Source organism: Bradyrhizobium sp. STM 3843 (assembly GCF_000239815.1).
Taxonomy (GTDB): domain Bacteria; phylum Pseudomonadota; class Alphaproteobacteria; order Rhizobiales; family Xanthobacteraceae; genus Bradyrhizobium.
Genome location: NZ_CAFK01000097.1, coordinates 21399 through 40515 on the forward strand (window position 1 = coordinate 21399; position 19117 = coordinate 40515).

Sequence of the window (19117 nt, forward strand, 5' to 3'; positions counted from 1 at the left end):
CATGGTTCGTTCAGTCTGGAAAGGCCCGTTCGTCGAGGCGTCGCTGCTGAAGAAGGCAGATGCGGCGCGTGCGTCCGGCCGTCATGACGTGATCAAGATCTGGAGCCGCCGCTCGACCATCCTGCCGCAGTTCGTCGGGCTGACGTTCGGCGTCTACAACGGCCAGAAGCACGTGCCGGTGGCGGTCAACGAGGAAATGGTCGGGCACAAGTTCGGCGAGTTCTCGCCGACCCGGACCTTCCACGGTCACTCCGGCGATAAGAAAGCCAAGAAAGCCTAAAGGGTAGGCCTAAAGAGACAGGCCTTAGGGATTTAAGCGATGAGCAAACCAAAGCGCGAACGGAGCCTCCCGGACAACGAGGCCAAGGCGGTCGCCCGGATGCTCCGGGTGAGCCCGCAGAAGCTCAACCTGGTCGCCCAGATGATCCGCGGCCGGAAGGCCTCTTCTGCGCTCGCCGACCTGCAGTTCTCGCGCAAGCGGATCGCGGTCGACGTCAAGAAGTGCCTGGAATCGGCGATCGCCAACGCCGAGAACAACCACGATCTCGAGGTCGACGATCTCATCGTGTCGGAAGCCTTCGTCGGCAACGGCATCGTCATGAAGCGTTTCTCGCCGCGCGGCCGTGGCCGTTCGGGCCGCATTTTCAAACCATTTTCGCAGCTGACGATCGTCGTTCGTCAGGTCGAGGCGAGCGCGTAAGCGCTGGGAGAATACGATGGGTCAAAAGATCAATCCGATCGGCTTGCGTCTCGGCATCAACCGGACCTGGGATTCGCGCTGGTTCGCCGGCAAGGCCGAGTACGGAAAGCTGTTGCATGAAGACGTCAAGATCCGCGAGATCCTGCACAAGGAGCTCAAGCAGGCAGCTGTCGCGCGCATCGTCATCGAGCGTCCGCACAAGAAGTGCCGGGTGACCATCCACTCGGCGCGTCCGGGTGTGGTGATCGGCAAGAAGGGCGCCGACATCGACAAGCTGCGCAAGCGGGTCGCCGACATCACCTCGTCGGACGTCGTCATCAACATCGTCGAGATCCGCAAGCCGGAGCTCGATGCGACCCTGGTCGCGGAATCGATCGCGCAGCAGCTGGAGCGCCGCGTCGCCTTCCGCCGTGCCATGAAGCGCGCCGTGCAGTCGGCGATGCGTCTGGGCGCCGAAGGCATCCGCATCAACTGCTCGGGCCGTCTGGGTGGCGCGGAAATCGCCCGCATGGAGTGGTATCGCGAGGGGCGGGTGCCGCTGCACACGCTGCGCGCCGACATCGACTACGGCACGGCGACCGCATTCACGACCTTCGGCACCTGCGGCGTGAAGGTCTGGATCTTCAAGGGCGAGATCCTCGAGCACGATCCGATGGCGCAGGACAAGCGGATGGCCGAGGGCGACGGTGGCGGCGGTTCGCAGCGCTCCCGCCGCGACGCGGCCTGATAGACGCCGCGAGAACATAGGTTTGAGGGCTAACAGCCATGATGCAACCAAAGAAAACCAAGTTCCGAAAGGCGCATAAGGGCCGTATCCGCGGCGTTGCGTCCTCGGGCGCGACGCTGGCCTTCGGCCAGTTCGGGCTGAAGGCCATGGAGCCGGAGCGCGTCACCGCGCGCCAGATCGAGGCCGCCCGCCGCGCGCTGACCCGTCACATGAAGCGCGCCGGCCGCGTCTGGATCCGCGTGTTCCCCGACGTTCCGGTGTCGAAGAAGCCGGCCGAAGTCCGCATGGGCTCCGGCAAGGGTTCGCCGGAATTGTGGGTGGCGCGGGTCAAGCCGGGCCGGGTGATGTTCGAGATCGACGGCGTGAGCAACCAGATCGCGCGTGAGGCGCTGCTATTGGCGGCCGCCAAGCTGCCGATCAAGACGCGCTTCGTCGAGCGCATTGCGGAGTAACGGACATGGCCGAGATGAAAGTTTCCGACATCCGCGCGATGAGCCCCGATCAGATGGAGGACGCCATCCTCAATCTGAAGAAGGAGCGCTTCAACCTGCGCTTCCAGCGCGCCACCGGGCAGCTGGAGAACACCTCGCGCCTCAAGGAGGCGCGCCGCGACATCGCCCGCATCAAGACCATCGCCGCGCAGCAGCGCGCCAAGACCAAGTAAGAGGCTCGACACATGCCGAAACGGACCCTTCAGGGCGTTGTCGTCAGCGACAAGCAGGCCAAGACCGTGGTGGTGCGCGTCGACCGGCGCTTCACCCACCCGATCTACAAGAAGACCATCCGCCGCTCCAAGAACTACCACGCCCACGACGAGAGCAACGAGTTCAAGCCGGGCGACACGGTGTGGATCGAGGAGAGCCGGCCGATCTCGAAGTTGAAGCGCTGGACCGTGATCCGGGGCGAACACAAGAAAACCGCCTGAGGCGGACCGGCCCGTAACGGCCGGTTTCGTATTCGGGAGCAAGTCAAGGCGCGACTGTCTCGCGCGAGCATTTAAAGAGGACGAGGTGCATCAATGATTCAGATGCAGACCAACCTCGACGTGGCCGACAATTCCGGCGCACGCCGTGTCATGTGTATCAAGGTGCTTGGCGGCTCCAAGCGCCGCTACGCCACCGTCGGCGACATCATCGTGGTGTCGATCAAGGAAGCGATTCCGCGCGGCAAGGTGAAGAAGGGCGACGTCATGAAGGCCGTCGTGGTGCGCGTCCGCAAGGACATCCGCCGCGCCGACGGTTCGGTGATCCGCTTCGACCGCAACGCCGCCGTTCTGATCAACAATCAGTCCGAGCCGGTCGGCACCCGTATCTTCGGGCCGGTGCCGCGCGAGCTGCGCGCCAAGAACCACATGAAGATCATTTCGCTCGCGCCGGAGGTGCTGTGATGGCTGCCAAGATCCGCAAGGGCGATAAGGTCATCGTGCTGACCGGCCGCGACAAGGGTCGCACCGGCGAGGTGTTCGAGGTGCGCCCGGACGCGGGCACCGCGCTGGTGCGCGGCGTCAACATGGTGAAGCGCCACCAGAAGCAGACGGCGCAGCAGGAGGGCGGCATCATCTCCAAGGAGGCGCCGATCCAACTGTCCAACATCGCGTATCTCGGCAAGGACGGTAAGCCGACGCGCGTCGGATTCAAGGTTCTGGCAGACGGCAAGAAGGTCCGCGTCGCCAAGAGCTCGGGAGCAGAGATCGATGGCTGAGACCGCTTACCTGCCGCGTCTGCGCGCGGAATATGATCGCAAGATCAAGAGCCAGCTGACCGAGAAGTTCGGCTATGACAACGTCATGCAGGTGCCGCGGCTCGACAAGGTCGTGCTGAACATGGGCATCGGCGAGGCCGTCAACGACCGCAAGAAGGCGGAGACGGCGGCGGCTGACCTGTCGCTGATCGCGGGCCAGAAGGCCGTCGTGACCTATTCGCGGGTCGCGATCGCGACTTTCAAGCTGCGCGAGAACCAGCCGATCGGCTGCAAGGTGACCCTGCGCAAGGCGCGCATGTACGAATTCATCGACCGCCTGGTCAACGTCGCGCTGCCGCGCGTCCGCGACTTCCGCGGCCTGAACCCGAAGAGCTTCGACGGCCGCGGCAACTACTCGCTCGGCATCAAGGAGCACATCATCTTCCCCGAGATCGATTTCGACAAGGCGGGGGAGAGCTGGGGCATGGACATCACGGTGTGCACCACCGCGCGCACCGACGACGAGGCACGTGCCCTTCTGACCGCATTCAATTTCCCGTTCCGGCAGTGAGACGCTCAAGTTCGAGCAGCTCAAACGCGGATACCTAGGAGCCAAGCATGGCAAAGAAGAGTTCAGTCGAGAAGAACAACCGGCGCAAGCGGATGGCGAAGAACGCCGGTCCGAAGCGTGCGCGGTTGAAGGCGATCATCGCCGACAAGAGTAAGCCGATGGAGGAGCGCTTCGCCGCGACCCTGAAGCTGGCGGAAATGCCGCGCAACTCGTCGACGACCCGGATTCGCAATCGCTGCGAGCTGACCGGGCGTCCGCGCTCGAACTATCGCAAGAACAAGCTGAGCCGCATCGCGCTGCGCGAGCTGGGCTCGAAGGGCCTGGTTCCGGGCCTCGTGAAGTCGAGCTGGTAAGGAGGGTCGCTCATGTCAACGCACGATCCCATCAGCGATCTGATCACCCGCATCCGCAACGCGCAGATGCGTTCGAAGTCGAAGGTCTCGACCCCCGGCTCGAAGATGCGCGCCAGCGTGCTCGAGGTCTTGAAGTCGGAAGGCTACATCCGCGGCTATGCCACGGTGGAGCATCCGTCGGGCCGCAGCGAGATCGAGATCGAGCTGAAATATTTCGACGGTGAGCCCGTGATCCGCGAGATCGAGCGGGTCTCGAAGCCTGGCCGGCGGGTCTACACCTCGGTGAAGAACCTGCCGCGCGTGAACAACGGGCTCGGAATTTCGGTGTTGTCGACGCCGAAGGGAATCATGGCCGATCATGACGCGCGTGACGCGAATGTCGGCGGTGAAGTTCTCTTCACGGTGTTCTAAGAAGGATTTGGGCCATGTCACGTATTGGCAAGAAGCCAGTGGCGGTGCCGTCCGGTGTGACGGCGAGCGTCGACGGCCAGACCGTCAAGATGAAGGGGCCGAAGGGCCAGCTTCAGTTCATCGTCCATGACGATGTCGAGGTGAAGTTCGAGAACGGTCAGGTCAAGGTCGCCCCGCGCGCCGAGACCAAGCGGGCGCGTTCGCTTTACGGCACCGCCCGGGCGCAGATCGCCAACCTGGTCGAGGGCGTCACCAAGGGCTTCGAGAAGAAGCTCGAGATCACCGGCGTCGGCTACCGCGCCGCGATGCAGGGCAAGAACCTGCAGCTCGCGCTCGGCTACAGCCACGACGTGGTCTACACGATCCCGGAAGGCATCACGATCACCGTGCCGAAGCCGACCGAGATCACCGTCACCGGCATCGACTCGCAGCGGGTCGGGCAGGTTGCGGCCGAGATCCGTGCTTACCGTCCGCCGGAGCCCTATAAGGGCAAGGGCGTGAAGTACGCGGGTGAATTCATCTTCCGCAAGGAAGGCAAGAAGAAGTAACGGAGCCGGTCATGACGAGAGCCAAGGTTACGAATGCCCGGCGCAAGCAGCGCGTCAGGCTGTCGCTGCGCCGCTCCGCAGGCGGCCGTCCGCGCCTGTCGGTGTTCCGTTCGTCGAAGCACATCTATGCGCAGGTCATCGACGACCTGAAGGGCGAGACGCTCGCCTCTGCGTCGTCGATGGAGAAGGAGATGCGCACGGTCGGCAACACGGGTGCCAACATCGATGCCGCCAAGGCGGTGGGCAAGCTGCTCGCCGAGCGCGCGGTGAAGGCGGGCATCAAGGAAGTCGTGTTCGATCGCGGCGGCTATCTCTATCACGGCCGTGTCAAGGCATTGGCGGATGCGGCGCGCGAGAGCGGGCTGAGCTTCTAAGATTTAAAACGGATACGGGCTCTACGCCCTTTTGAGAGATCGGATAGCACCATGGCAGGTGAACGCGAACGCGGCGGCCGCGAACGGAGCAAGGAGCGCGAGGAGCGCGACAGCGAGTTCGTCGACAAGCTCGTCCACATCAATCGTGTCGCGAAGGTCGTGAAGGGCGGTAAGCGCTTCGGCTTTGCCGCACTCGTCGTGATCGGCGACCAGAAGGGCCGGGTCGGCTTCGGCCACGGCAAGGCGCGCGAGGTGCCGGAGGCGATCCGCAAGGCCACCGACTCCGCCAAGCGCAACCTGACCCGGGTGGCGCTGCGCGAGGGCCGCACCCTGCATCACGACATTTTCGGCCGCCATGGCGCCGGCCGCGTCTACCTGCGTGCCGCTCCGGCCGGTACCGGCATCATCGCCGGCGGTCCGATGCGCGCGGTGTTCGAGACGCTCGGCATCCAGGACGTGGTCGCGAAGTCGATCGGCTCGTCGAACCCGTACAACATGGTGCGCGCGACCTTCAACGCGCTGAAGCACCAGGACTCACCGCGCTCGGTCGCGGCGCGTCGCAACATCAAGGTGTCGACCCTGCAGGCTCGTCGCGTCGGCGGCGATGCCGAAGCTTCAGCCGATTAAGGTTGGGCCGACTAACGACAGCGCGCGGCGGATGCTGCGCATCTCGGAGTGAAGACGATGGCTAGCGCCAAGACGATCAAGGTCGAGCAGATCGGTAGCCCGATCCGCCGCCACCACTCGCAGCGTTCGACCCTGATCGGGTTGAAGCTCAACAAGATTGGCCGGGTCGCCGAGCTGCCGGATTCGCCGGAAGTTCGTGGCATGATCACCAAGGTTCAACATCTCGTCCGCGTCGTCGACGGGAAGTAAGTTCGAAGGAGAAGGGCCATGAGGCTCAGCGAGATCGCCGACAATTCGGGCGCGCGCAAGAAGCGCATGCGCGTCGGCCGCGGCATCGGGTCGGGCAAGGGCAAGACCTCGGGTCGCGGCGGCAAGGGCCAGACCGCGCGCTCGGGCGTGCGCATCAAGGGCTTCGAGGGCGGCCAGATGCCGATGCATCGCCGTCTGCCGAAGCGCGGCTTCAACAACGTCTTCCGGCTGGATTTCGTCGAGATCAATCTCGACCGCATCCAGCAGGCGATCGACGCCAAGAAGCTCGATGCCGGCAGCGTCATCAATGCCGAAGCGCTGGTGAAGTCCGGTGCGCTGCGTCGCGCTAAGGACGGTGTCCGGCTGCTGGGCCGTGGCGAACTCAAGGCGAAGGTCAACATCGAGGTGCATGGCGCTTCGAAGTCGGCGATCGCTGCGGTCGAGAAGGCCGGCGGCACCGTGAAGATCCTGGCGCCCGCGCCGGCCGAAGGCGGCGAAGCGGCGTAACATCTGCGTCATCGCTCTGCCTTAAGCGTGAGCAGCGCAGGCAGGGCGATAGACAGAATGAACCCGCGCACCAAATAATATCCGGCGCTTGCCCGATCTCGTGAGCCCTCGCGGGAGGAGTGGCGGGTAGGGCCGGGAGAAAGCCAAAGATGGTCTCAGCAGCGGAACAACTGGCGGCAAACATCAACCTTGGCGACTTTGCCAAGAACGAAGAGCTGAAAAAGCGCATCTGGTTCACCCTCGGCGCGCTGCTCGTCTACCGCCTCGGGACCTACATTCCGCTGCCCGGCATCGATCCCGCGATCTGGGATTCGGTGTTCCGCACCCAGGCCGGCGGCATTCTCGGCATGTTCAACATGTTCGCCGGCGGCGGCATCCACCGCATGGCGATCTTCGCGCTGAACATCATGCCGTACATCTCGGCATCGATCATCATTCAGCTCCTGACTACCGTCTCGCCGCAGCTGGAAGCTCTGAAAAAGGAAGGCGAGGCCGGCCGCAAGACGCTGAATCAGTACACGCGCTACCTCACGGTGATTCTTGCCGCGGTGCAGTCCTACGGCATCGCGGTTGGGCTGGAAGGCGCCGGCAACGTCGTCAGCGATCCCGGCCTGTTCTTCCGCCTGTCCACCGCGATCACCCTGACCGGCGGCACCATGTTCCTGATGTGGCTCGGCGAGCAGATCACCTCGCGCGGCATCGGCAACGGCATTTCGCTGATCATCCTGTCCGGCATCGTGGCGGAGCTGCCGTCCGCGCTCGCCAACATGCTCGAGCTCGGCCGCCAGGGCGCCATGTCGACCGGCGTGATCCTGCTGGTGATCATCATGGCGGTCGCCGTGATCGCCTTCATCGTGTTCATGGAGCGCGCCCAGCGCCGGCTCTTGATCCAGTATCCGAAGCGCCAGGTCGGCAATAAGATGTTCGAGGGCCAATCCTCGCATCTGCCGCTGAAGCTCAATACCTCCGGCGTGATTCCGCCGATCTTCGCCTCGTCGCTGCTGCTGCTGCCGACCACGGTCGCCAATTTCAATGCGGGGCGGGGACCGGAGTGGTTCCAGTGGATCACGACCCAGCTCGGCCATGGCCGGCCGCTGTTCCTGATCCTGTATCTGGCCCTGATCCTGTTCTTCGCCTTCTTCTATACCGCGATCGTGTTCAACCCGACCGAGACGGCGGACAACCTGAAGAAGCATGGCGGGTTCATCCCGGGCATCCGGCCGGGCGAGCGCACCGCGGAATATATCGACTATGTGCTGTCTCGGATCACGGTGATCGGCGCCATCTATCTGGCAATCGTTTGTTTGATTCCGGAAATTCTGATTTCCTACGCCTCCGTGCCGTTCTACTTTGGCGGCACCTCGCTTCTGATCGTGGTCAGCGTGACGATGGATACCGTGGCGCAGATTCAGGGTTATCTGCTGGCCCATCAATATGAAGGCCTGATCAGGAAGTCGAAATTGCGGGGGCGGCGCCGCGGCTAGGGGTCCGGCGTCAACCCGGGAAACCAACAAGCCAAGAACAAGGTGCGCGGGACGGTCGCTCACCGTGTGCCGGGGGGCGAATTGAAATGAGACTTATTCTTCTGGGACCGCCGGGATCGGGCAAGGGTACGCAGGCACAGCGTCTGGTGCAGCGCTACGGCATCGTCCAATTGTCGACCGGTGACATGCTGCGGGCAGCGGTGGCGGCGGAAACCCCGATCGGGCTGAAAGCCAAGGACATCATGGCCGCCGGTCATTTGGTACCGGACGAGGTCGTAGTCGGCATCATCGCCGACCGGATCGAGCAGCCGGATGCCCATAACGGCTTCATCCTGGACGGCTTTCCGCGCACGGTGCGGCAGGCCGAGGAGCTCGACGAGTTGCTCCAGACCAAGCAGATGACGCTGGACGCCGTGATCGAGCTCAAGGTCAACGAGAGCGTGCTCCTGGAGCGCGTGGAGCGCCGAGCGGCGGAGATGCGGGCCCGCGGCGAGGCCGTGCGGCCGGACGACACCCCGGAAGTGCTGACCAGACGGCTGGCGAGCTATCGCGACCAGACCGAGCCGCTGATTCACTATTATTCCGACCACCGCATGCTTGCCACCGTCGACGGCATGATGTCGATCGAGGAGGTCACCCAGGAGATCGAGCGGATTCTGACAGCGGTCGGTGCCGGCGGCACCAGCCGCGCCGCCAAGAAGGCGACCTCCGCCAAGCGCAGCCCCAAAAACGCTAAGGCCAAGGCTGGCAAGGCCAAGGCTGGCAAGGCCAAGACCGCTAAGGCCAAGGCTGGTAAAAAAGCCGTCAACAAGGCTGCGGCCAAAACCGACCGCAAGACGGCGGCAAAGTCCGGCACGGGCCGAAAGGTGGCCAAGAAAGCTGGGAAGGCGGCTAAAAAGGCCGGGAAAACGGTAAAAAAGACCGCCAAGAAGGCGACCAGGCGCGCGGCGGCGGCCGCCAGCAAGGCCTCCAAGGGGACGCGGAAGACGGCCGGAAAGGCTGTAAAAAAGCAGCGAAAAGCGAAGTCAAGAGCCTAGGAGCGGTTGACGACAGCCGTATGAATCCCTTAATAAGCCCGCATCCAAGTCGGATAGTTTTCAAAAAGATGCCGGGCCCCACGAATCGAGGGGTGGGCGTCTTGTTCGCGTTTGCGGACGTCTGCCCGAGATAGCGAGAAGGAAGGCCGGTCCGCAAGCGAGATCGGTGACAGGAGAGAAGTCCGTGGCCCGTATTGCCGGTGTCAACATCCCGACCAATAAGCGCGTGCTGATCGCGCTCCAGTACATCCATGGCATCGGCCCGAAGATCGCGGCCGACATCGTGGAAAAGGTCAAGATTGCCGAGGATCGCCGCGTCAACCAGCTGAGCGACCAGGAAGTCCTGCAGATCCGCGAAGTGATCGACCGCGACTATGTCGTCGAGGGCGACCTGCGGCGCGAGACCGGCATCAACATCAAGCGGCTGATGGATCTCGGCTGCTATCGCGGCCTGCGTCATCGCCGCGGCCTCCCGGTGCGCGGTCAGCGCACCCACACCAATGCGCGCACGCGCAAAGGTCCGGCCAAGGCGATCGCCGGCAAGAAGAAGTAATTTGGCGACTAGCGAATGGCTGACAGCGAATAGGGCAGAAACCCTATTTGCTGTTCGCCACTCGCCATTCGCTTTTTCGGTGTAGCCGCTGGCATGACGGCGGCGTTGAGATCGTGAGAAAGGTACCTATATGGCTAAGGAAGCCGGACGCGTTCGCCGTCGTGAGCGCAAGAACATTGCCTCTGGCGTCGCGCATGTGAACTCGTCGTTCAACAACACCACCATCACCATCACCGACGCGCAGGGCAACACGATTGCCTGGTCGTCGGCGGGCACGATGGGGTTCAAGGGATCGCGCAAGTCGACCCCCTATGCCGCGCAAGTTGCGGCGGAGGACGTCTCCAAGAAGGCCCAGGAACATGGCATGCGCACGCTCGAGGTCGAGGTCGCAGGTCCGGGTTCCGGCCGCGAGTCGGCGCTGCGCGCGCTGCAGGCTGCGGGCTTCACCGTCACCTCGATCCGCGACGTGACGACGATCCCGCATAATGGCTGCCGTCCGCGCAAGCGTCGGCGGGTGTGATGTGAAGGAGGCGGGCCGCAGGTCCGCCTCGTTGTGCTTTTGAGCGATTTGATTGCCGCGCGATCTGATGCGCGGGTCTCCAACGCCAGCCGTTCAGACCGCGAGGGCTGGCCCGTATGGGTGAAACAGTGACGATCCAGAAGAATTGGCAAGAATTGATTCGGCCGAACAAGCTCCAGGTCACGCCGGGTTCCGACGCGACCCGTTTCGCCACCGTGGTTGCCGAGCCGCTGGAGCGCGGCTTCGGCCAGACGCTGGGCAATGCGCTGCGTCGCATCCTGCTGTCGTCGCTGCAGGGCGCCGCCGTGCAGTCGGTGCACATCGACGGCGTGCTGCATGAGTTCTCCTCGATCGCAGGCGTTCGCGAGGACGTCACCGACATCGTGCTGAACATCAAGGACATCTCGATCAAGATGCAGGGCGAAGGCCCCAAGCGCATGGTCGTGAAGAAGCAGGGTCCTGGTGCCGTCACAGCCGGCGACATCCAGACCGTCGGCGACGTCGTTGTGCTCAATCCGGAGCTGCAGATCTGCACGCTGGATGACGGCGCCGAGATCCGCATGGAGTTCACGGTGACCACCGGCAAGGGCTATGTGCCGGCCGAGCGCAACCGTCCTGAGGATGCGCCGATCGGCCTGATCCCGATCGACAGCCTGTTCTCGCCGGTCCGCAAGGTCTCCTACAAGGTCGAGAACACCCGCGAGGGCCAGATCCTCGACTACGACAAGCTGACCATGACGATCGAGACCAACGGCGCGATCTCGCCGGAGGACGCGGTGGCCTATGCTGCGCGCATCCTGCAGGACCAGCTCAACGTCTTCGTCAACTTCGAAGAGCCGCGCAAGGAAGTCGCGCAGGAGATCATCCCCGATCTCGCCTTCAACCCGGCCTTCCTCAAGAAGGTGGACGAGCTCGAGCTGTCGGTGCGTTCGGCCAACTGCCTGAAGAACGACAACATTGTCTATATCGGCGATCTCGTGCAGAAGTCGGAAGCGGAGATGCTGCGCACCCCGAACTTCGGCCGCAAGTCGCTGAACGAGATCAAGGAAGTGCTGGCTCAGATGGGGCTGCATCTCGGCATGGAAGTGCCGGGTTGGCCGCCGGAGAACATCGACGAGCTCGCCAAGCGCTTCGAAGATCACTACTGATTTTCGTCATTTCGGGGCGATGCGCAGCATCGAACCCTCAGGTGCGCAGTTGCGCACCGAGAATCTCGAGATTCGGGGCTCGCCTCTTCGAGGTGCCCCGGAATGACTGACCCGGGCGAACGCAGGCAGCCCACCTGAGCAGATGTCCGACGAACCGTCGCGGCAGATTGAAATGAAGGACTAAGACAATGCGTCACGGCAAGGTTCATCGGAAGCTCAACCGCACCGCCGAGCACCGCAAGGCGATGTTCGCCAACATGTGCGCCGCGCTGATCAAGCACGAGCAGATCGTCACCACGCTGCCGAAGGCCAAGGAGCTGCGGCCGATCGTCGAGAAGCTGGTCACCCTCGGCAAGAAGGGTGGCCTTTCGCTGCGCCGCCAGGCGGCGTCGGAGCTGCGCGACGAGGCGATGACCAAGAAGCTGTTCGACGTGCTGGCGGCCCGCTACAAGGACCGCAACGGCGGCTACACCCGCATCATCAAGGCCGGCTTCCGCTACGGCGACAACGCCGCCATGGCGGTGATCGAGTTCGTCGATCGCGACGTCGATGCCAAGGGCCAGGATTCCGGTCCGGTCCAGGAGACCTCGGAAGCGGCGTAAGCTTGCTCCGGTCCAGGGTTTTTGAAAGCGGCGCCTTCGGGCGCCGCTTTTATTTTGAGGATCAGCTCTGCACACAGCGCGTTGGGTGTCGGCGCTGCGCCATCCCACATGCGTTCGATTGCACAACGGGAGCTGCTCATGCACATCGACCTCTCAGGAAAGACTGCCCTGGTCACCGGTTCCACCGCCGGCATCGGCCTTGCCATTGCCAAGGGGCTCGCCGCCTCCGGCGCCGAGGTGATCGTCAATGGCCGCAGCCGGGATCGCGTCGACGCGGCGGTCGCTCAGATCAAGGCCGCGCATGCGGGCGCCAAGGTCCGCGGCATTGCCGGCGACGTCGGCACGATCGAGGGCTGTAATGATCTGGTCACGGCGCTTCCCGAGGTCGACATCCTCATTAACAACACCGGCATCTACGGGGCGCAGGATTTCTTCGAGATCTCGGACGAGGAGTGGAGCCGGTATTTCGAGATCAACGTGATGTCGGGCGTGCGGATGGCGCGCGCCTACATGCAGGGCATGCTGAAGCGCAATTGGGGTCGCATCGTCTTCATCTCCTCGGAGTCGGCGCTGAACATCCCGACCGAGATGATCCAGTACGGCATGACCAAGACCGCGCAGCTTGCGATCTCGCGCGGGCTCGCCAAGCTGACGCGCGGCACCGGTGTGACCGTCAATTCCGTTCTTCCCGGGCCGACGCTGTCCGAGGGCGTCGAGACCTTCGTCAAGGATCTCGCGCGCCAGAACGGCCAGTCGGAGCAGGAGGCGGCGGCGAATTTCGTCAAGCAGCACCGTCCGGGCTCGCTGCTGCAGCGCTTCGCCAGCGTCGACGAGGTCGCCAACATGGTCGTCTATGTCGCCTCGAAGGAGGCTTCCTTCACCAATGGGGCCGCGTTGCGCGTCGAAGGCGGCCTGGTCGATACCATCGCTTAGCTCCCGTACCCGGGCGGCGGCCTGTCCGATCCCCGTGGTCGCGCTGGACCGCCGTCCGATTTTCGTCGAGGGTATTGTGCCGGGATACCCAGCGAATCGAAGCTGATGACCTTGATATCTCCCCGCCGGAAGCGGCGGCTCAAGCTGATCTCCGCGCGCTGGCAGCGGCGGGTGCTGTTCGTGGCCGGCGGTCTCGTCGTCGGTGCGGCCGCGGTGGCGCTGGCGAAGCTGGCCGACGAAGCGCAACTCGCCTTCAGCTGGCTGTTGTCGCAGTCGCGCTATGCGGCGCTGCTGATGACGCCGGCGGGCTTTGCGCTGTCAGTGTATCTCACCCGGCGTTTCTTCCCGAATGCGCAAGGCAGCGGCATTCCGCAGGCGATTGCGGCGCGCCATCTCTCCGACACCCGCGCGCGCAACGCCTTGGTCTCGATCCGCATCGCGATCGGCAAGATCGTGCTGACGCTGTTGGGCCTTCTTTGTGGCGCGTCCGTCGGCCGCGAAGGCCCGACCGTGCAGGTCGGCGCCTCCATCATGTTCGCGCTCGGCCGGCTTTCGCCGCGGCGCCAGCCCGGACTGATCCTGGCCGGTGCGGCGGCCGGCGTCGCTGCGGCGTTCAATACGCCGCTGGCCGGCATCGTGTTCGGGATCGAGGAGATGAGCCGCGCTTTCGAGACCCGCACCTCGAGCCTCATCATCGCGACCGTCATCGCCGCCGGCCTGACCTCACTGGCCCTGATGGGCAACTACACCTATTTCGGCTCGACGCCGATCGCGCTGGGCCGGGGGATCGACTGGCTGGCAGTCCCCCTCTGTGGCGTGCTCGGCGGGGCGATGGGTGGGCTGTTCAGCCGCATCCTGATCACCCTGGCGCGGGGCTCTGCCGGTCCGGCAGGCCAGGCCATCAAGCGCTACCCGCTGGTCTTCGCGCTGTTGTGCGGCTTTGCCGTTGCGCTGTGCGGCCTGATCTCGGGTGATACGATCTATGGCACCGGCTATGCACAGGTGAAGGCGGCGCTGGAGACCGGCACGCCGCTGCCGCAAAACTTTGGCCTCCTGAAATTCCTCGCGACCACCTTTGCCGCGATCAGCGGCATTCCCGGCGGCATCTTCGCGCCGTCGCTCGCGGTCGGCGCCGGGCTCGGCGCCAATGTCGCGTCGCTGTTTCACGATACGCCACTGGCGCCGATCCTGCTGCTCGGCATGGTGTCCTATTTCGCCGGCGTCGTGCAGGCGCCGATCACCGCCTTCGTCATCGTCACCGAGATGACCGACAATCACGCGATGGTGGTGCCGGTCATGATGGCGTCGCTGATCGCCTACGGCACCTCGCGACTGATCTGCGAGGAGGGGCTCTATCATGCCCTCGCCAAGGGCTTTGTCGCCAAGGCAGAGCAGGGATGAACTAATAAGCAAGACTCCGGCGCAAATGCGCCGCGAAAATGATCTCGTATTCCTCAGCCGTCATCGTCCGCGAAGGCGGACGATCCAGTACGCCGCGGCTTGTCGGTCGGGCACCGAGGCCGCTGGAATACTGGATCACCCGCCTTCGCGGGTGATGACAGCGCATCTAATTGGCGACTGCGCTGTTTGAGAAGCGCTCCTACCACCCCTCCAGCACGATCTTGCCGCGGGCCTTGTTGCTCTCGATCAGCGCGTGGGCCCGCTTGAGATTGGCGGCGTTGATGGTGCCGTAGTTGTCGCCGAGCGTGGTGCGGATCACGCCCTTGTCGATCAGGTCGGCGACGTCGTTGAGCAGATTGTGCTGGGCGATGATGTCGGGCGTGGTGAAGGAGGAGCGCGTGAACATCGATTCCCAGTGGATCGAGATCGCCTTGCCCTTGAAGGCGGTGGCGGCGAACTCGGTGGGATCATCGATCAGGCCGAACTTGCCCTGCGGCGCCATGAACTCGATGATCTGCTTGTAGTGCTGGTCGGTGTGGGTGAGGCTTGCAACCAGTTCGACCGGCGGCAGCTTCAAGGCCTCGATCTGCCCCTTCATCGGCTGGTTGTGGTCGATCACTGCATGTGCGCCGAGCTTAAGGCACCAGTCGCGCGATTCCGCTCGCGTCGCGGTGGCAAGCACGGTCAGCCCCGTCAGACGCCGCGCGAGCTGGATCAGGATCGAGCCTACGCCGCCGGCGCCGCCCGTGATCAGCAGCGTCCGCGCATCGAGGCTCTTGCCGGGGACGGCGCCGAGCCGATCGAACAACAGTTCCCAGGCTGTAATCGAGGTGAGGGGAAGCGCGGCGGCTTCCGCAAAGGAGAGGCTCTTCGGCTTGCGGCCGACGATCCGCTCGTCGACCAGGTGGAATTCGGAATTGGTCCCCTGGCGCAGGATCGAACCGGCATAGGCCACCTCGTCGCCCGGCTTGAACAGCGTGACCTCCGGGCCGACCGCGTCGACCACGCCGGTCGCGTCATAGCCGAGGATCTTGACCTCGCCCTCGGGCGGGGCGGCGCGCTTGCGAACCTTGGTGTCGACCGGATTGACCGAGACCGCCTTCACCGCGACGCGGATATCGCGCCCCTTGGGCTCGGGCTTGGCGGCTTCGACATCGATCAGGGCGTTCGCATCCTCGATCGGCAGGGATTTCTTGTAACCGACGGCCTTCATCGTGAACCTCCGTTTCGAATGGCTCGTAACGCGCTAACTGTCCTGTTGGCATCAAATGCACAAGTACTGTAAAAACAGGGAACTAGTCCCCGTTTGGATACTATTGGACGAATCTCGATGAAACGGCGCGATTTCGGGCGCAGGCCCGGCTGTGCGGTGGAGGCCACGCTCGATCTGATCGACGGCAAGTGGAAAGGGGTGATTCTCTACCACCTGCAGGAGGGCTGCCAGCGCTTCGGCGAGCTGCGGCGGCGGATGCCCGGCATCACCCAGCGGATGCTGACCAAGCAGCTGCGCGCGCTGGAGGAGGACAAGTTGATCATCCGCACGGTCTATGCCGAGGTGCCGCCGCGGGTCGAATACAGCCTTTCGGAGGTCGGCGAGACCCTGCGGCCGGTGATCGACATCCTCAAGGCCTGGGGCGAGAGCCACCAGGAACGGCTGTCCTGCGCCCCCGTTCACGACGAGATCGTCAAAACGCCTCATCCGGCGGCGTAAGCTTGGCCGGCCTCCCTGTTCCGCCTATATCGAAGGCATTCAATTCCAGGATTCTCCGAATGACGTTGATCAGAACTTTCGCTGCACTGCTGCTCTCGGTGCTGGCTGCGGCTCCTGCGCTGGCGCAGGAGCGCCGCGTGCCGTCCTCGCCGGCCGAGATCAAGCTCTCCTATGCGCCGATCGTGCAGCGCGTGCAGCCCGCCGTCGTCAACGTCTATGCCGCCAAGATGGTGCAGAACCACAACCCGTTCCTGGATGATCCGATCTTCCGCAAATTCTTCGGGCTGCAAGGCGGGCCGCAGGAGCAGATGCAGCGTTCGCTCGGTTCGGGCGTGATGGTCGATCCCTCCGGCCTGGTCGTTACCAACGTGCACGTCATCGAGGGCGCCGACGAGGTGAAGGTCTCGCTGTCGGACAAGCGCGAATTCGAAGCCGAGATCATGCTGAAGGACACCCGCAGCGATCTCGCGGTGCTCAAGTTGAAGAACGTGAAGGAGAAGTTCGCGACCCTCGACTTCGCCAATTCGGACGAGCTGATGGTCGGCGACGTCGTGCTCGCGATCGGCAATCCGTTCGGCGTCGGCCAGACCGTGACGCATGGCATCATCTCGGCGTTGGCGCGCACCCAGGTCGGCATCACCGACTACCAGTTCTTCATCCAGACCGATGCGCCGATCAATCCCGGCAATTCCGGCGGCGCGCTGGTGGACATGACCGGACGGCTCGCCGGCATCAACACCGCGATCTATTCGCGCTCCGGCGGTTCGCAGGGCATCGGCTTTGCGATTCCAGCCAACATGGTGCGGGTCGTGGTCGCCTCGGCCAAGAGCGGCGGCAAGGCCGTGAAGCGGCCCTGGCTCGGCGCCAAGCTGCAGGCAGTGACGCCTGAGATCGCCGAGAGTCTCGGCCTGCGCTCGCCGACCGGCGCGCTGGTCGCAAGCGTGGTGCCGAACAGCCCGGCAGCGCGCGCCGGATTGAAGGAATCGGATCTGATCACCGCGATCGACGGCCAGGCCATCGAGGACCCCAACGCGTTCGACTATCGCTTTGCCACCCGTCCGCTCGGCGGCAGCGCCGAAGTCGAGGTGCAGCGCGGCGGTAAGCCGGTCAAGCTCGCGATGCCGCTGGAGACCGCCCCCGATGGCGGCCGCAACGAGATCGTGATCAGCGGCCGTTCGCCGTTCCAGGGCGCACGCGTCGCCAACATCTCGCCCGCGCTGGCGGACGAGCTGCATCTCGATGCCGATACCGAAGGCGTCGTCATCGTCGAGCCGGGCGACGGCACGCCGGCCGCCAATGTCGGCTTCCAGAAGGGCGACATCATCATGGCCGTGAATAGCCAGCGCATCGGCAAGACCTCGGAACTGGAGAAGGCCTCGCGCGACACCGCCCGCGTCTGGCGCATCACGCTGCTGCGTGCCGGCCAGCAGATCAACGTTACGCTCGGCGGATGAGTCCGAAGCGCCCCCAGCAAGGACCAAGTCTCTTCGCTGCGGCGGGGCTGGAGCAGGATGCGCCGCGTCCGCTTCCCGAAAAGCTGCGGCCGCACAAGCTGTCCGACGTCGTGGGCCAGGATCACATCCTCGGCCCCGACGGCGCGCTGACGCGCATGCTGGAGACGCGCACGCTGGGCTCGCTGATCTTCTGGGGGCCGCCGGGCACCGGCAAGACCACGGTGGCACGGCTCCTGGCCGATGCCACCGAGCTGCATTTCGAGCAGATCTCGGCGGTGTTCTCCGGCGTTGCCGATCTGAAGAAGGCGTTCGATGCGGCGCGGGCGCGCCGCGAGACCGGCAAGGGGACGCTGCTGTTCGTCGACGAGGTGCACCGCTTCAACCGCGCGCAGCAGGATTCCTTTCTGCCCGTGATGGAAGACGGCACGGTGGTGCTGGTCGGCGCCACCACGGAGAATCCGTCGTTCGAGCTCAACGCGGCGCTTTTGTCGCGCGCCCGCGTGCTGGTGTTCCATTCGCTCGATGCTGCCGCGATCGAGAAGCTCTATGCCAATGCGGAAGCGGTCGAGGGCCGCAAGCTGCCACTGGATGATGAAGCGCGCGCCGTGCTGATCCGGATGGCCGATGGCGATGGCCGCGCCGCATTGACGCTCGCCGAAGAGGTCTGGCGCTCCGCGCGCAAGGACGAGATCTTCAATGCGGCACAGCTGCAGGAGATCCTGCAGCGCCGCGCGCCGATCTACGACAAATCGGCCGACGGTCACTACAATCTGATCTCGGCGCTGCATAAGTCGGTGCGCGGCTCCGATCCCGATGCGGCGCTGTATTACTTCGCGCGCATGCTCGATGCTGGCGAAGACCCGCTGTTCCTGGCGCGCCGTATCGTGCGCATGGCGGTGGAAGACATTGGCCTTGCCGATCCGCAGGCGCTGGTCATCGCCAATGCCGCCAAGGATGCCTATGACTTCTTAGGCTCTCCCGAGGGCGAGCTCGCGATCGCCCAGGCCGTGATCTATGTCGCGACCGCGCCGAAATCGAACGCGGCCTACAAGGCGTTCGGTGCGGCCAAGCGGGTGGCGAAAGAGGGCGGTTCGCTGCTGCCGCCCAAGCACATTCTCAACGCGCCGACCAGGCTGATGCAGAACGAAGGCTATGGCTCCGGCTATCAGTACGACCACGACGCGCCGGACGCTTTTTCGGGCCAGGACTATTTCCCCGAGAGCCTCGGTCGCCAGCACTTTTATGATCCGCCGGAGCGCGGTTTCGAGCGCGAGATCAGGAAGCGGCTGGAATACTGGGACCGCTTGAGAAAAGAGCGCGGCGATTGAACCTTTCCGGGCGTGTCCGCACCAAATTTATGGCACATCCTCAACTTAGAGTAGCGGTGTCATCGCGCTCCGAGCGCAGTGCGATGGAATTTTGAGAACGCGATTTTTTCTGTGGGGTGTGGCCCAATGACGGGAGGCTGCGACCATGGTTTTCACACGCAAAAATGTCTGGGAGCTCGGCGACACCTGGCCGATCCGA

Annotated in this window: 28 protein-coding genes; 27 read left to right on the top strand and 1 reads right to left on the bottom strand. The window is 64.1% G+C overall.

Annotated elements, in window-relative coordinates:
- Position 1: 1 nt before the first annotated feature.
- From rpsS to BRAS3843_RS13315, 24 genes are all read left to right on the top strand, one after another.
- Entirely contained in the window at positions 2-280 is a 279-nt protein-coding gene (gene rpsS, locus BRAS3843_RS13200) for a 30S ribosomal protein S19 (RefSeq protein WP_008963465.1), read from the top strand.
- A 39-nt stretch (positions 281-319) separates the two neighbouring features.
- On the top strand, positions 320-700 hold the full coding sequence (gene rplV / locus BRAS3843_RS13205; RefSeq protein WP_008969404.1) for a 50S ribosomal protein L22: 381 nt from the start codon (positions 320-322) through the stop codon (positions 698-700).
- A gap of 16 nt (positions 701-716) precedes the next feature.
- Positions 717-1427 carry a 30S ribosomal protein S3 gene (gene rpsC, locus BRAS3843_RS13210; RefSeq protein WP_008969405.1) on the top strand — a complete coding sequence of 237 codons (711 nt, stop codon included), beginning with the start codon at positions 717-719 and terminating at the stop codon, positions 1425-1427.
- 38 nt (positions 1428-1465) lie between these two features.
- Positions 1466-1879, top strand: coding sequence for a 50S ribosomal protein L16 (gene rplP, locus BRAS3843_RS13215; protein WP_008969406.1), 414 nt, complete (start codon positions 1466-1468; stop codon positions 1877-1879).
- 5 nt (positions 1880-1884) lie between these two features.
- Positions 1885-2091 carry a 50S ribosomal protein L29 gene (gene rpmC / locus BRAS3843_RS13220; RefSeq protein ID WP_035981628.1) on the top strand — a complete coding sequence of 69 codons (207 nt, stop codon included), beginning with the start codon at positions 1885-1887 and terminating at the stop codon, positions 2089-2091.
- A gap of 12 nt (positions 2092-2103) precedes the next feature.
- Positions 2104-2352, top strand: a complete 249-nt coding sequence (gene rpsQ, locus BRAS3843_RS13225; protein WP_008969408.1) for a 30S ribosomal protein S17 — start codon at positions 2104-2106, stop codon at positions 2350-2352.
- 93 nt (positions 2353-2445) lie between these two features.
- On the top strand, positions 2446-2814 hold the full coding sequence (gene rplN / locus BRAS3843_RS13230; RefSeq protein WP_006611848.1) for a 50S ribosomal protein L14: 369 nt from the start codon (positions 2446-2448) through the stop codon (positions 2812-2814).
- The gene (gene rplX / locus BRAS3843_RS13235) at positions 2814-3128 is read left to right on the top strand and encodes a 50S ribosomal protein L24 (RefSeq protein ID WP_008969409.1); all 315 of its coding nucleotides are present in this window, start codon (positions 2814-2816) and stop codon (positions 3126-3128) included. Before rplN ends, rplX begins: the two co-directional genes overlap by 1 nt.
- Positions 3121-3678 (top strand): 50S ribosomal protein L5, encoded by a 558-nt coding sequence (gene rplE, locus BRAS3843_RS13240; protein ID WP_008969410.1) that lies wholly within the window; start codon positions 3121-3123, stop codon positions 3676-3678. Before rplX ends, rplE begins: the two co-directional genes overlap by 8 nt.
- Before the next feature lie 47 nt (positions 3679-3725).
- Positions 3726-4031, top strand: coding sequence for a 30S ribosomal protein S14 (rpsN, locus tag BRAS3843_RS13245; protein WP_035981630.1), 306 nt, complete (start codon positions 3726-3728; stop codon positions 4029-4031).
- 12 nt (positions 4032-4043) lie between these two features.
- The gene (gene rpsH / locus BRAS3843_RS13250) at positions 4044-4442 is read left to right on the top strand and encodes a 30S ribosomal protein S8 (RefSeq protein WP_008969412.1); all 399 of its coding nucleotides are present in this window, start codon (positions 4044-4046) and stop codon (positions 4440-4442) included.
- Between the two features lie 14 nt (positions 4443-4456).
- Entirely contained in the window at positions 4457-4990 is a 534-nt protein-coding gene (rplF, locus tag BRAS3843_RS13255; protein WP_008969413.1) for a 50S ribosomal protein L6, read from the top strand.
- Between the two features lie 11 nt (positions 4991-5001).
- Entirely contained in the window at positions 5002-5364 is a 363-nt protein-coding gene (gene rplR, locus BRAS3843_RS13260; protein ID WP_008969414.1) for a 50S ribosomal protein L18, read from the top strand.
- Positions 5365-5415: 51 nt separating this feature from the next.
- Positions 5416-5991, top strand: a complete 576-nt coding sequence (gene rpsE / locus BRAS3843_RS13265) for a 30S ribosomal protein S5 (RefSeq protein WP_008969415.1) — start codon at positions 5416-5418, stop codon at positions 5989-5991.
- 57 nt (positions 5992-6048) lie between these two features.
- On the top strand, positions 6049-6240 hold the full coding sequence (gene rpmD, locus BRAS3843_RS13270) for a 50S ribosomal protein L30 (RefSeq protein WP_008969416.1): 192 nt from the start codon (positions 6049-6051) through the stop codon (positions 6238-6240).
- Positions 6241-6258: 18 nt separating this feature from the next.
- Positions 6259-6747 (top strand): 50S ribosomal protein L15, encoded by a 489-nt coding sequence (rplO, locus tag BRAS3843_RS13275; protein WP_008969417.1) that lies wholly within the window; start codon positions 6259-6261, stop codon positions 6745-6747.
- Between the two features lie 149 nt (positions 6748-6896).
- On the top strand, positions 6897-8231 hold the full coding sequence (gene secY, locus BRAS3843_RS13280; RefSeq protein ID WP_008969418.1) for a preprotein translocase subunit SecY: 1335 nt from the start codon (positions 6897-6899) through the stop codon (positions 8229-8231).
- Between the two features lie 86 nt (positions 8232-8317).
- Positions 8318-9268 (top strand): adenylate kinase, encoded by a 951-nt coding sequence (locus tag BRAS3843_RS13285; protein ID WP_008969419.1) that lies wholly within the window; start codon positions 8318-8320, stop codon positions 9266-9268.
- Between the two features lie 184 nt (positions 9269-9452).
- Positions 9453-9821 carry a 30S ribosomal protein S13 gene (rpsM, locus tag BRAS3843_RS13290; protein WP_008969420.1) on the top strand — a complete coding sequence of 123 codons (369 nt, stop codon included), beginning with the start codon at positions 9453-9455 and terminating at the stop codon, positions 9819-9821.
- Between the two features lie 130 nt (positions 9822-9951).
- Positions 9952-10341 (top strand): 30S ribosomal protein S11, encoded by a 390-nt coding sequence (rpsK, locus tag BRAS3843_RS13295; protein WP_008969421.1) that lies wholly within the window; start codon positions 9952-9954, stop codon positions 10339-10341.
- Between the two features lie 116 nt (positions 10342-10457).
- Complete coding sequence (locus BRAS3843_RS13300) at positions 10458-11489, top strand: DNA-directed RNA polymerase subunit alpha (protein ID WP_035981631.1); 1032 nt, start codon at positions 10458-10460, stop codon at positions 11487-11489.
- 188 nt (positions 11490-11677) lie between these two features.
- Complete coding sequence (gene rplQ, locus BRAS3843_RS13305; RefSeq protein ID WP_008969423.1) at positions 11678-12091, top strand: 50S ribosomal protein L17; 414 nt, start codon at positions 11678-11680, stop codon at positions 12089-12091.
- A gap of 138 nt (positions 12092-12229) precedes the next feature.
- On the top strand, positions 12230-13024 hold the full coding sequence (locus tag BRAS3843_RS13310; protein WP_008969424.1) for an SDR family oxidoreductase: 795 nt from the start codon (positions 12230-12232) through the stop codon (positions 13022-13024).
- A gap of 105 nt (positions 13025-13129) precedes the next feature.
- On the top strand, positions 13130-14425 hold the full coding sequence (locus BRAS3843_RS13315) for a chloride channel protein (protein WP_008969425.1): 1296 nt from the start codon (positions 13130-13132) through the stop codon (positions 14423-14425).
- Between the two features lie 199 nt (positions 14426-14624).
- On the opposite strand, the gene BRAS3843_RS13320 is transcribed toward BRAS3843_RS13315, so the two are convergent.
- On the bottom strand, positions 14625-15638 hold the full coding sequence (locus BRAS3843_RS13320; RefSeq protein ID WP_008969426.1) for a zinc-binding alcohol dehydrogenase family protein: 1014 nt from the start codon (positions 15636-15638) through the stop codon (positions 14625-14627).
- A gap of 117 nt (positions 15639-15755) precedes the next feature.
- On the opposite strand from BRAS3843_RS13320, the gene BRAS3843_RS13325 reads away from it, so the two are divergent.
- From BRAS3843_RS13325 to BRAS3843_RS13335, 3 genes are read left to right on the top strand one after another with little or no spacing between them, the layout of a single operon-like run.
- Positions 15756-16136 (top strand): helix-turn-helix domain-containing protein, encoded by a 381-nt coding sequence (locus tag BRAS3843_RS13325; protein WP_008969427.1) that lies wholly within the window; start codon positions 15756-15758, stop codon positions 16134-16136.
- A gap of 59 nt (positions 16137-16195) precedes the next feature.
- A complete protein-coding gene (locus BRAS3843_RS13330; protein ID WP_008969428.1) occupies positions 16196-17590 on the top strand; it encodes a DegQ family serine endoprotease in 1395 nt (464 codons plus the stop codon).
- On the top strand, positions 17587-18918 hold the full coding sequence (locus BRAS3843_RS13335; protein WP_008969429.1) for a replication-associated recombination protein A: 1332 nt from the start codon (positions 17587-17589) through the stop codon (positions 18916-18918). The genes BRAS3843_RS13330 and BRAS3843_RS13335 overlap by 4 nt, the downstream gene beginning before the upstream one ends.
- Positions 18919-19117: the final 199 nt, after the last annotated feature.

Excerpts from the sequence above, each read along its gene's own strand:
- BRAS3843_RS13315 (WP_008969425.1), top strand. The coding sequence starts at position 13,130 with ATGACCTTGATATCTCCCCGCCGGAAGCGGCGGCTCAAGCTGATCTCC.
- BRAS3843_RS13335 (WP_008969429.1), top strand. The coding sequence starts at position 17,587 with ATGAGTCCGAAGCGCCCCCAGCAAGGACCAAGTCTCTTCGCTGCGGCG.
- rplN (WP_006611848.1), top strand. The coding sequence starts at position 2,446 with ATGATTCAGATGCAGACCAACCTCGACGTGGCCGACAATTCCGGCGCA.
- BRAS3843_RS13325 (WP_008969427.1), top strand. The coding sequence starts at position 15,756 with ATGAAACGGCGCGATTTCGGGCGCAGGCCCGGCTGTGCGGTGGAGGCC.
- secY (WP_008969418.1), top strand. The coding sequence starts at position 6,897 with ATGGTCTCAGCAGCGGAACAACTGGCGGCAAACATCAACCTTGGCGAC.
- rpsE (WP_008969415.1), top strand. The coding sequence starts at position 5,416 with ATGGCAGGTGAACGCGAACGCGGCGGCCGCGAACGGAGCAAGGAGCGC.
- rplR (WP_008969414.1), top strand. The coding sequence starts at position 5,002 with ATGACGAGAGCCAAGGTTACGAATGCCCGGCGCAAGCAGCGCGTCAGG.
- rplQ (WP_008969423.1), top strand. The coding sequence starts at position 11,678 with ATGCGTCACGGCAAGGTTCATCGGAAGCTCAACCGCACCGCCGAGCAC.
- BRAS3843_RS13285 (WP_008969419.1), top strand. The coding sequence starts at position 8,318 with ATGAGACTTATTCTTCTGGGACCGCCGGGATCGGGCAAGGGTACGCAG.
- BRAS3843_RS13330 (WP_008969428.1), top strand. The coding sequence starts at position 16,196 with ATGACGTTGATCAGAACTTTCGCTGCACTGCTGCTCTCGGTGCTGGCT.
- rplF (WP_008969413.1), top strand. The coding sequence starts at position 4,457 with ATGTCACGTATTGGCAAGAAGCCAGTGGCGGTGCCGTCCGGTGTGACG.
- rpsN (WP_035981630.1), top strand. The coding sequence starts at position 3,726 with ATGGCAAAGAAGAGTTCAGTCGAGAAGAACAACCGGCGCAAGCGGATG.
- BRAS3843_RS13310 (WP_008969424.1), top strand. The coding sequence starts at position 12,230 with ATGCACATCGACCTCTCAGGAAAGACTGCCCTGGTCACCGGTTCCACC.
- rpsS (WP_008963465.1), top strand. The coding sequence starts at position 2 with ATGGTTCGTTCAGTCTGGAAAGGCCCGTTCGTCGAGGCGTCGCTGCTG.
- BRAS3843_RS13300 (WP_035981631.1), top strand. The coding sequence starts at position 10,458 with ATGGGTGAAACAGTGACGATCCAGAAGAATTGGCAAGAATTGATTCGG.
- rplP (WP_008969406.1), top strand. The coding sequence starts at position 1,466 with ATGATGCAACCAAAGAAAACCAAGTTCCGAAAGGCGCATAAGGGCCGT.
- rplX (WP_008969409.1), top strand. The coding sequence starts at position 2,814 with ATGGCTGCCAAGATCCGCAAGGGCGATAAGGTCATCGTGCTGACCGGC.
- rpsH (WP_008969412.1), top strand. The coding sequence starts at position 4,044 with ATGTCAACGCACGATCCCATCAGCGATCTGATCACCCGCATCCGCAAC.
- BRAS3843_RS13320 (WP_008969426.1), bottom strand. The coding sequence starts at position 15,638 with ATGAAGGCCGTCGGTTACAAGAAATCCCTGCCGATCGAGGATGCGAAC.
- rpmC (WP_035981628.1), top strand. The coding sequence starts at position 1,885 with ATGGCCGAGATGAAAGTTTCCGACATCCGCGCGATGAGCCCCGATCAG.
- rpsC (WP_008969405.1), top strand. The coding sequence starts at position 717 with ATGGGTCAAAAGATCAATCCGATCGGCTTGCGTCTCGGCATCAACCGG.
- rpsK (WP_008969421.1), top strand. The coding sequence starts at position 9,952 with ATGGCTAAGGAAGCCGGACGCGTTCGCCGTCGTGAGCGCAAGAACATT.
- rpmD (WP_008969416.1), top strand. The coding sequence starts at position 6,049 with ATGGCTAGCGCCAAGACGATCAAGGTCGAGCAGATCGGTAGCCCGATC.
- rplO (WP_008969417.1), top strand. The coding sequence starts at position 6,259 with ATGAGGCTCAGCGAGATCGCCGACAATTCGGGCGCGCGCAAGAAGCGC.
- rplV (WP_008969404.1), top strand. The coding sequence starts at position 320 with ATGAGCAAACCAAAGCGCGAACGGAGCCTCCCGGACAACGAGGCCAAG.
- rplE (WP_008969410.1), top strand. The coding sequence starts at position 3,121 with ATGGCTGAGACCGCTTACCTGCCGCGTCTGCGCGCGGAATATGATCGC.
- rpsQ (WP_008969408.1), top strand. The coding sequence starts at position 2,104 with ATGCCGAAACGGACCCTTCAGGGCGTTGTCGTCAGCGACAAGCAGGCC.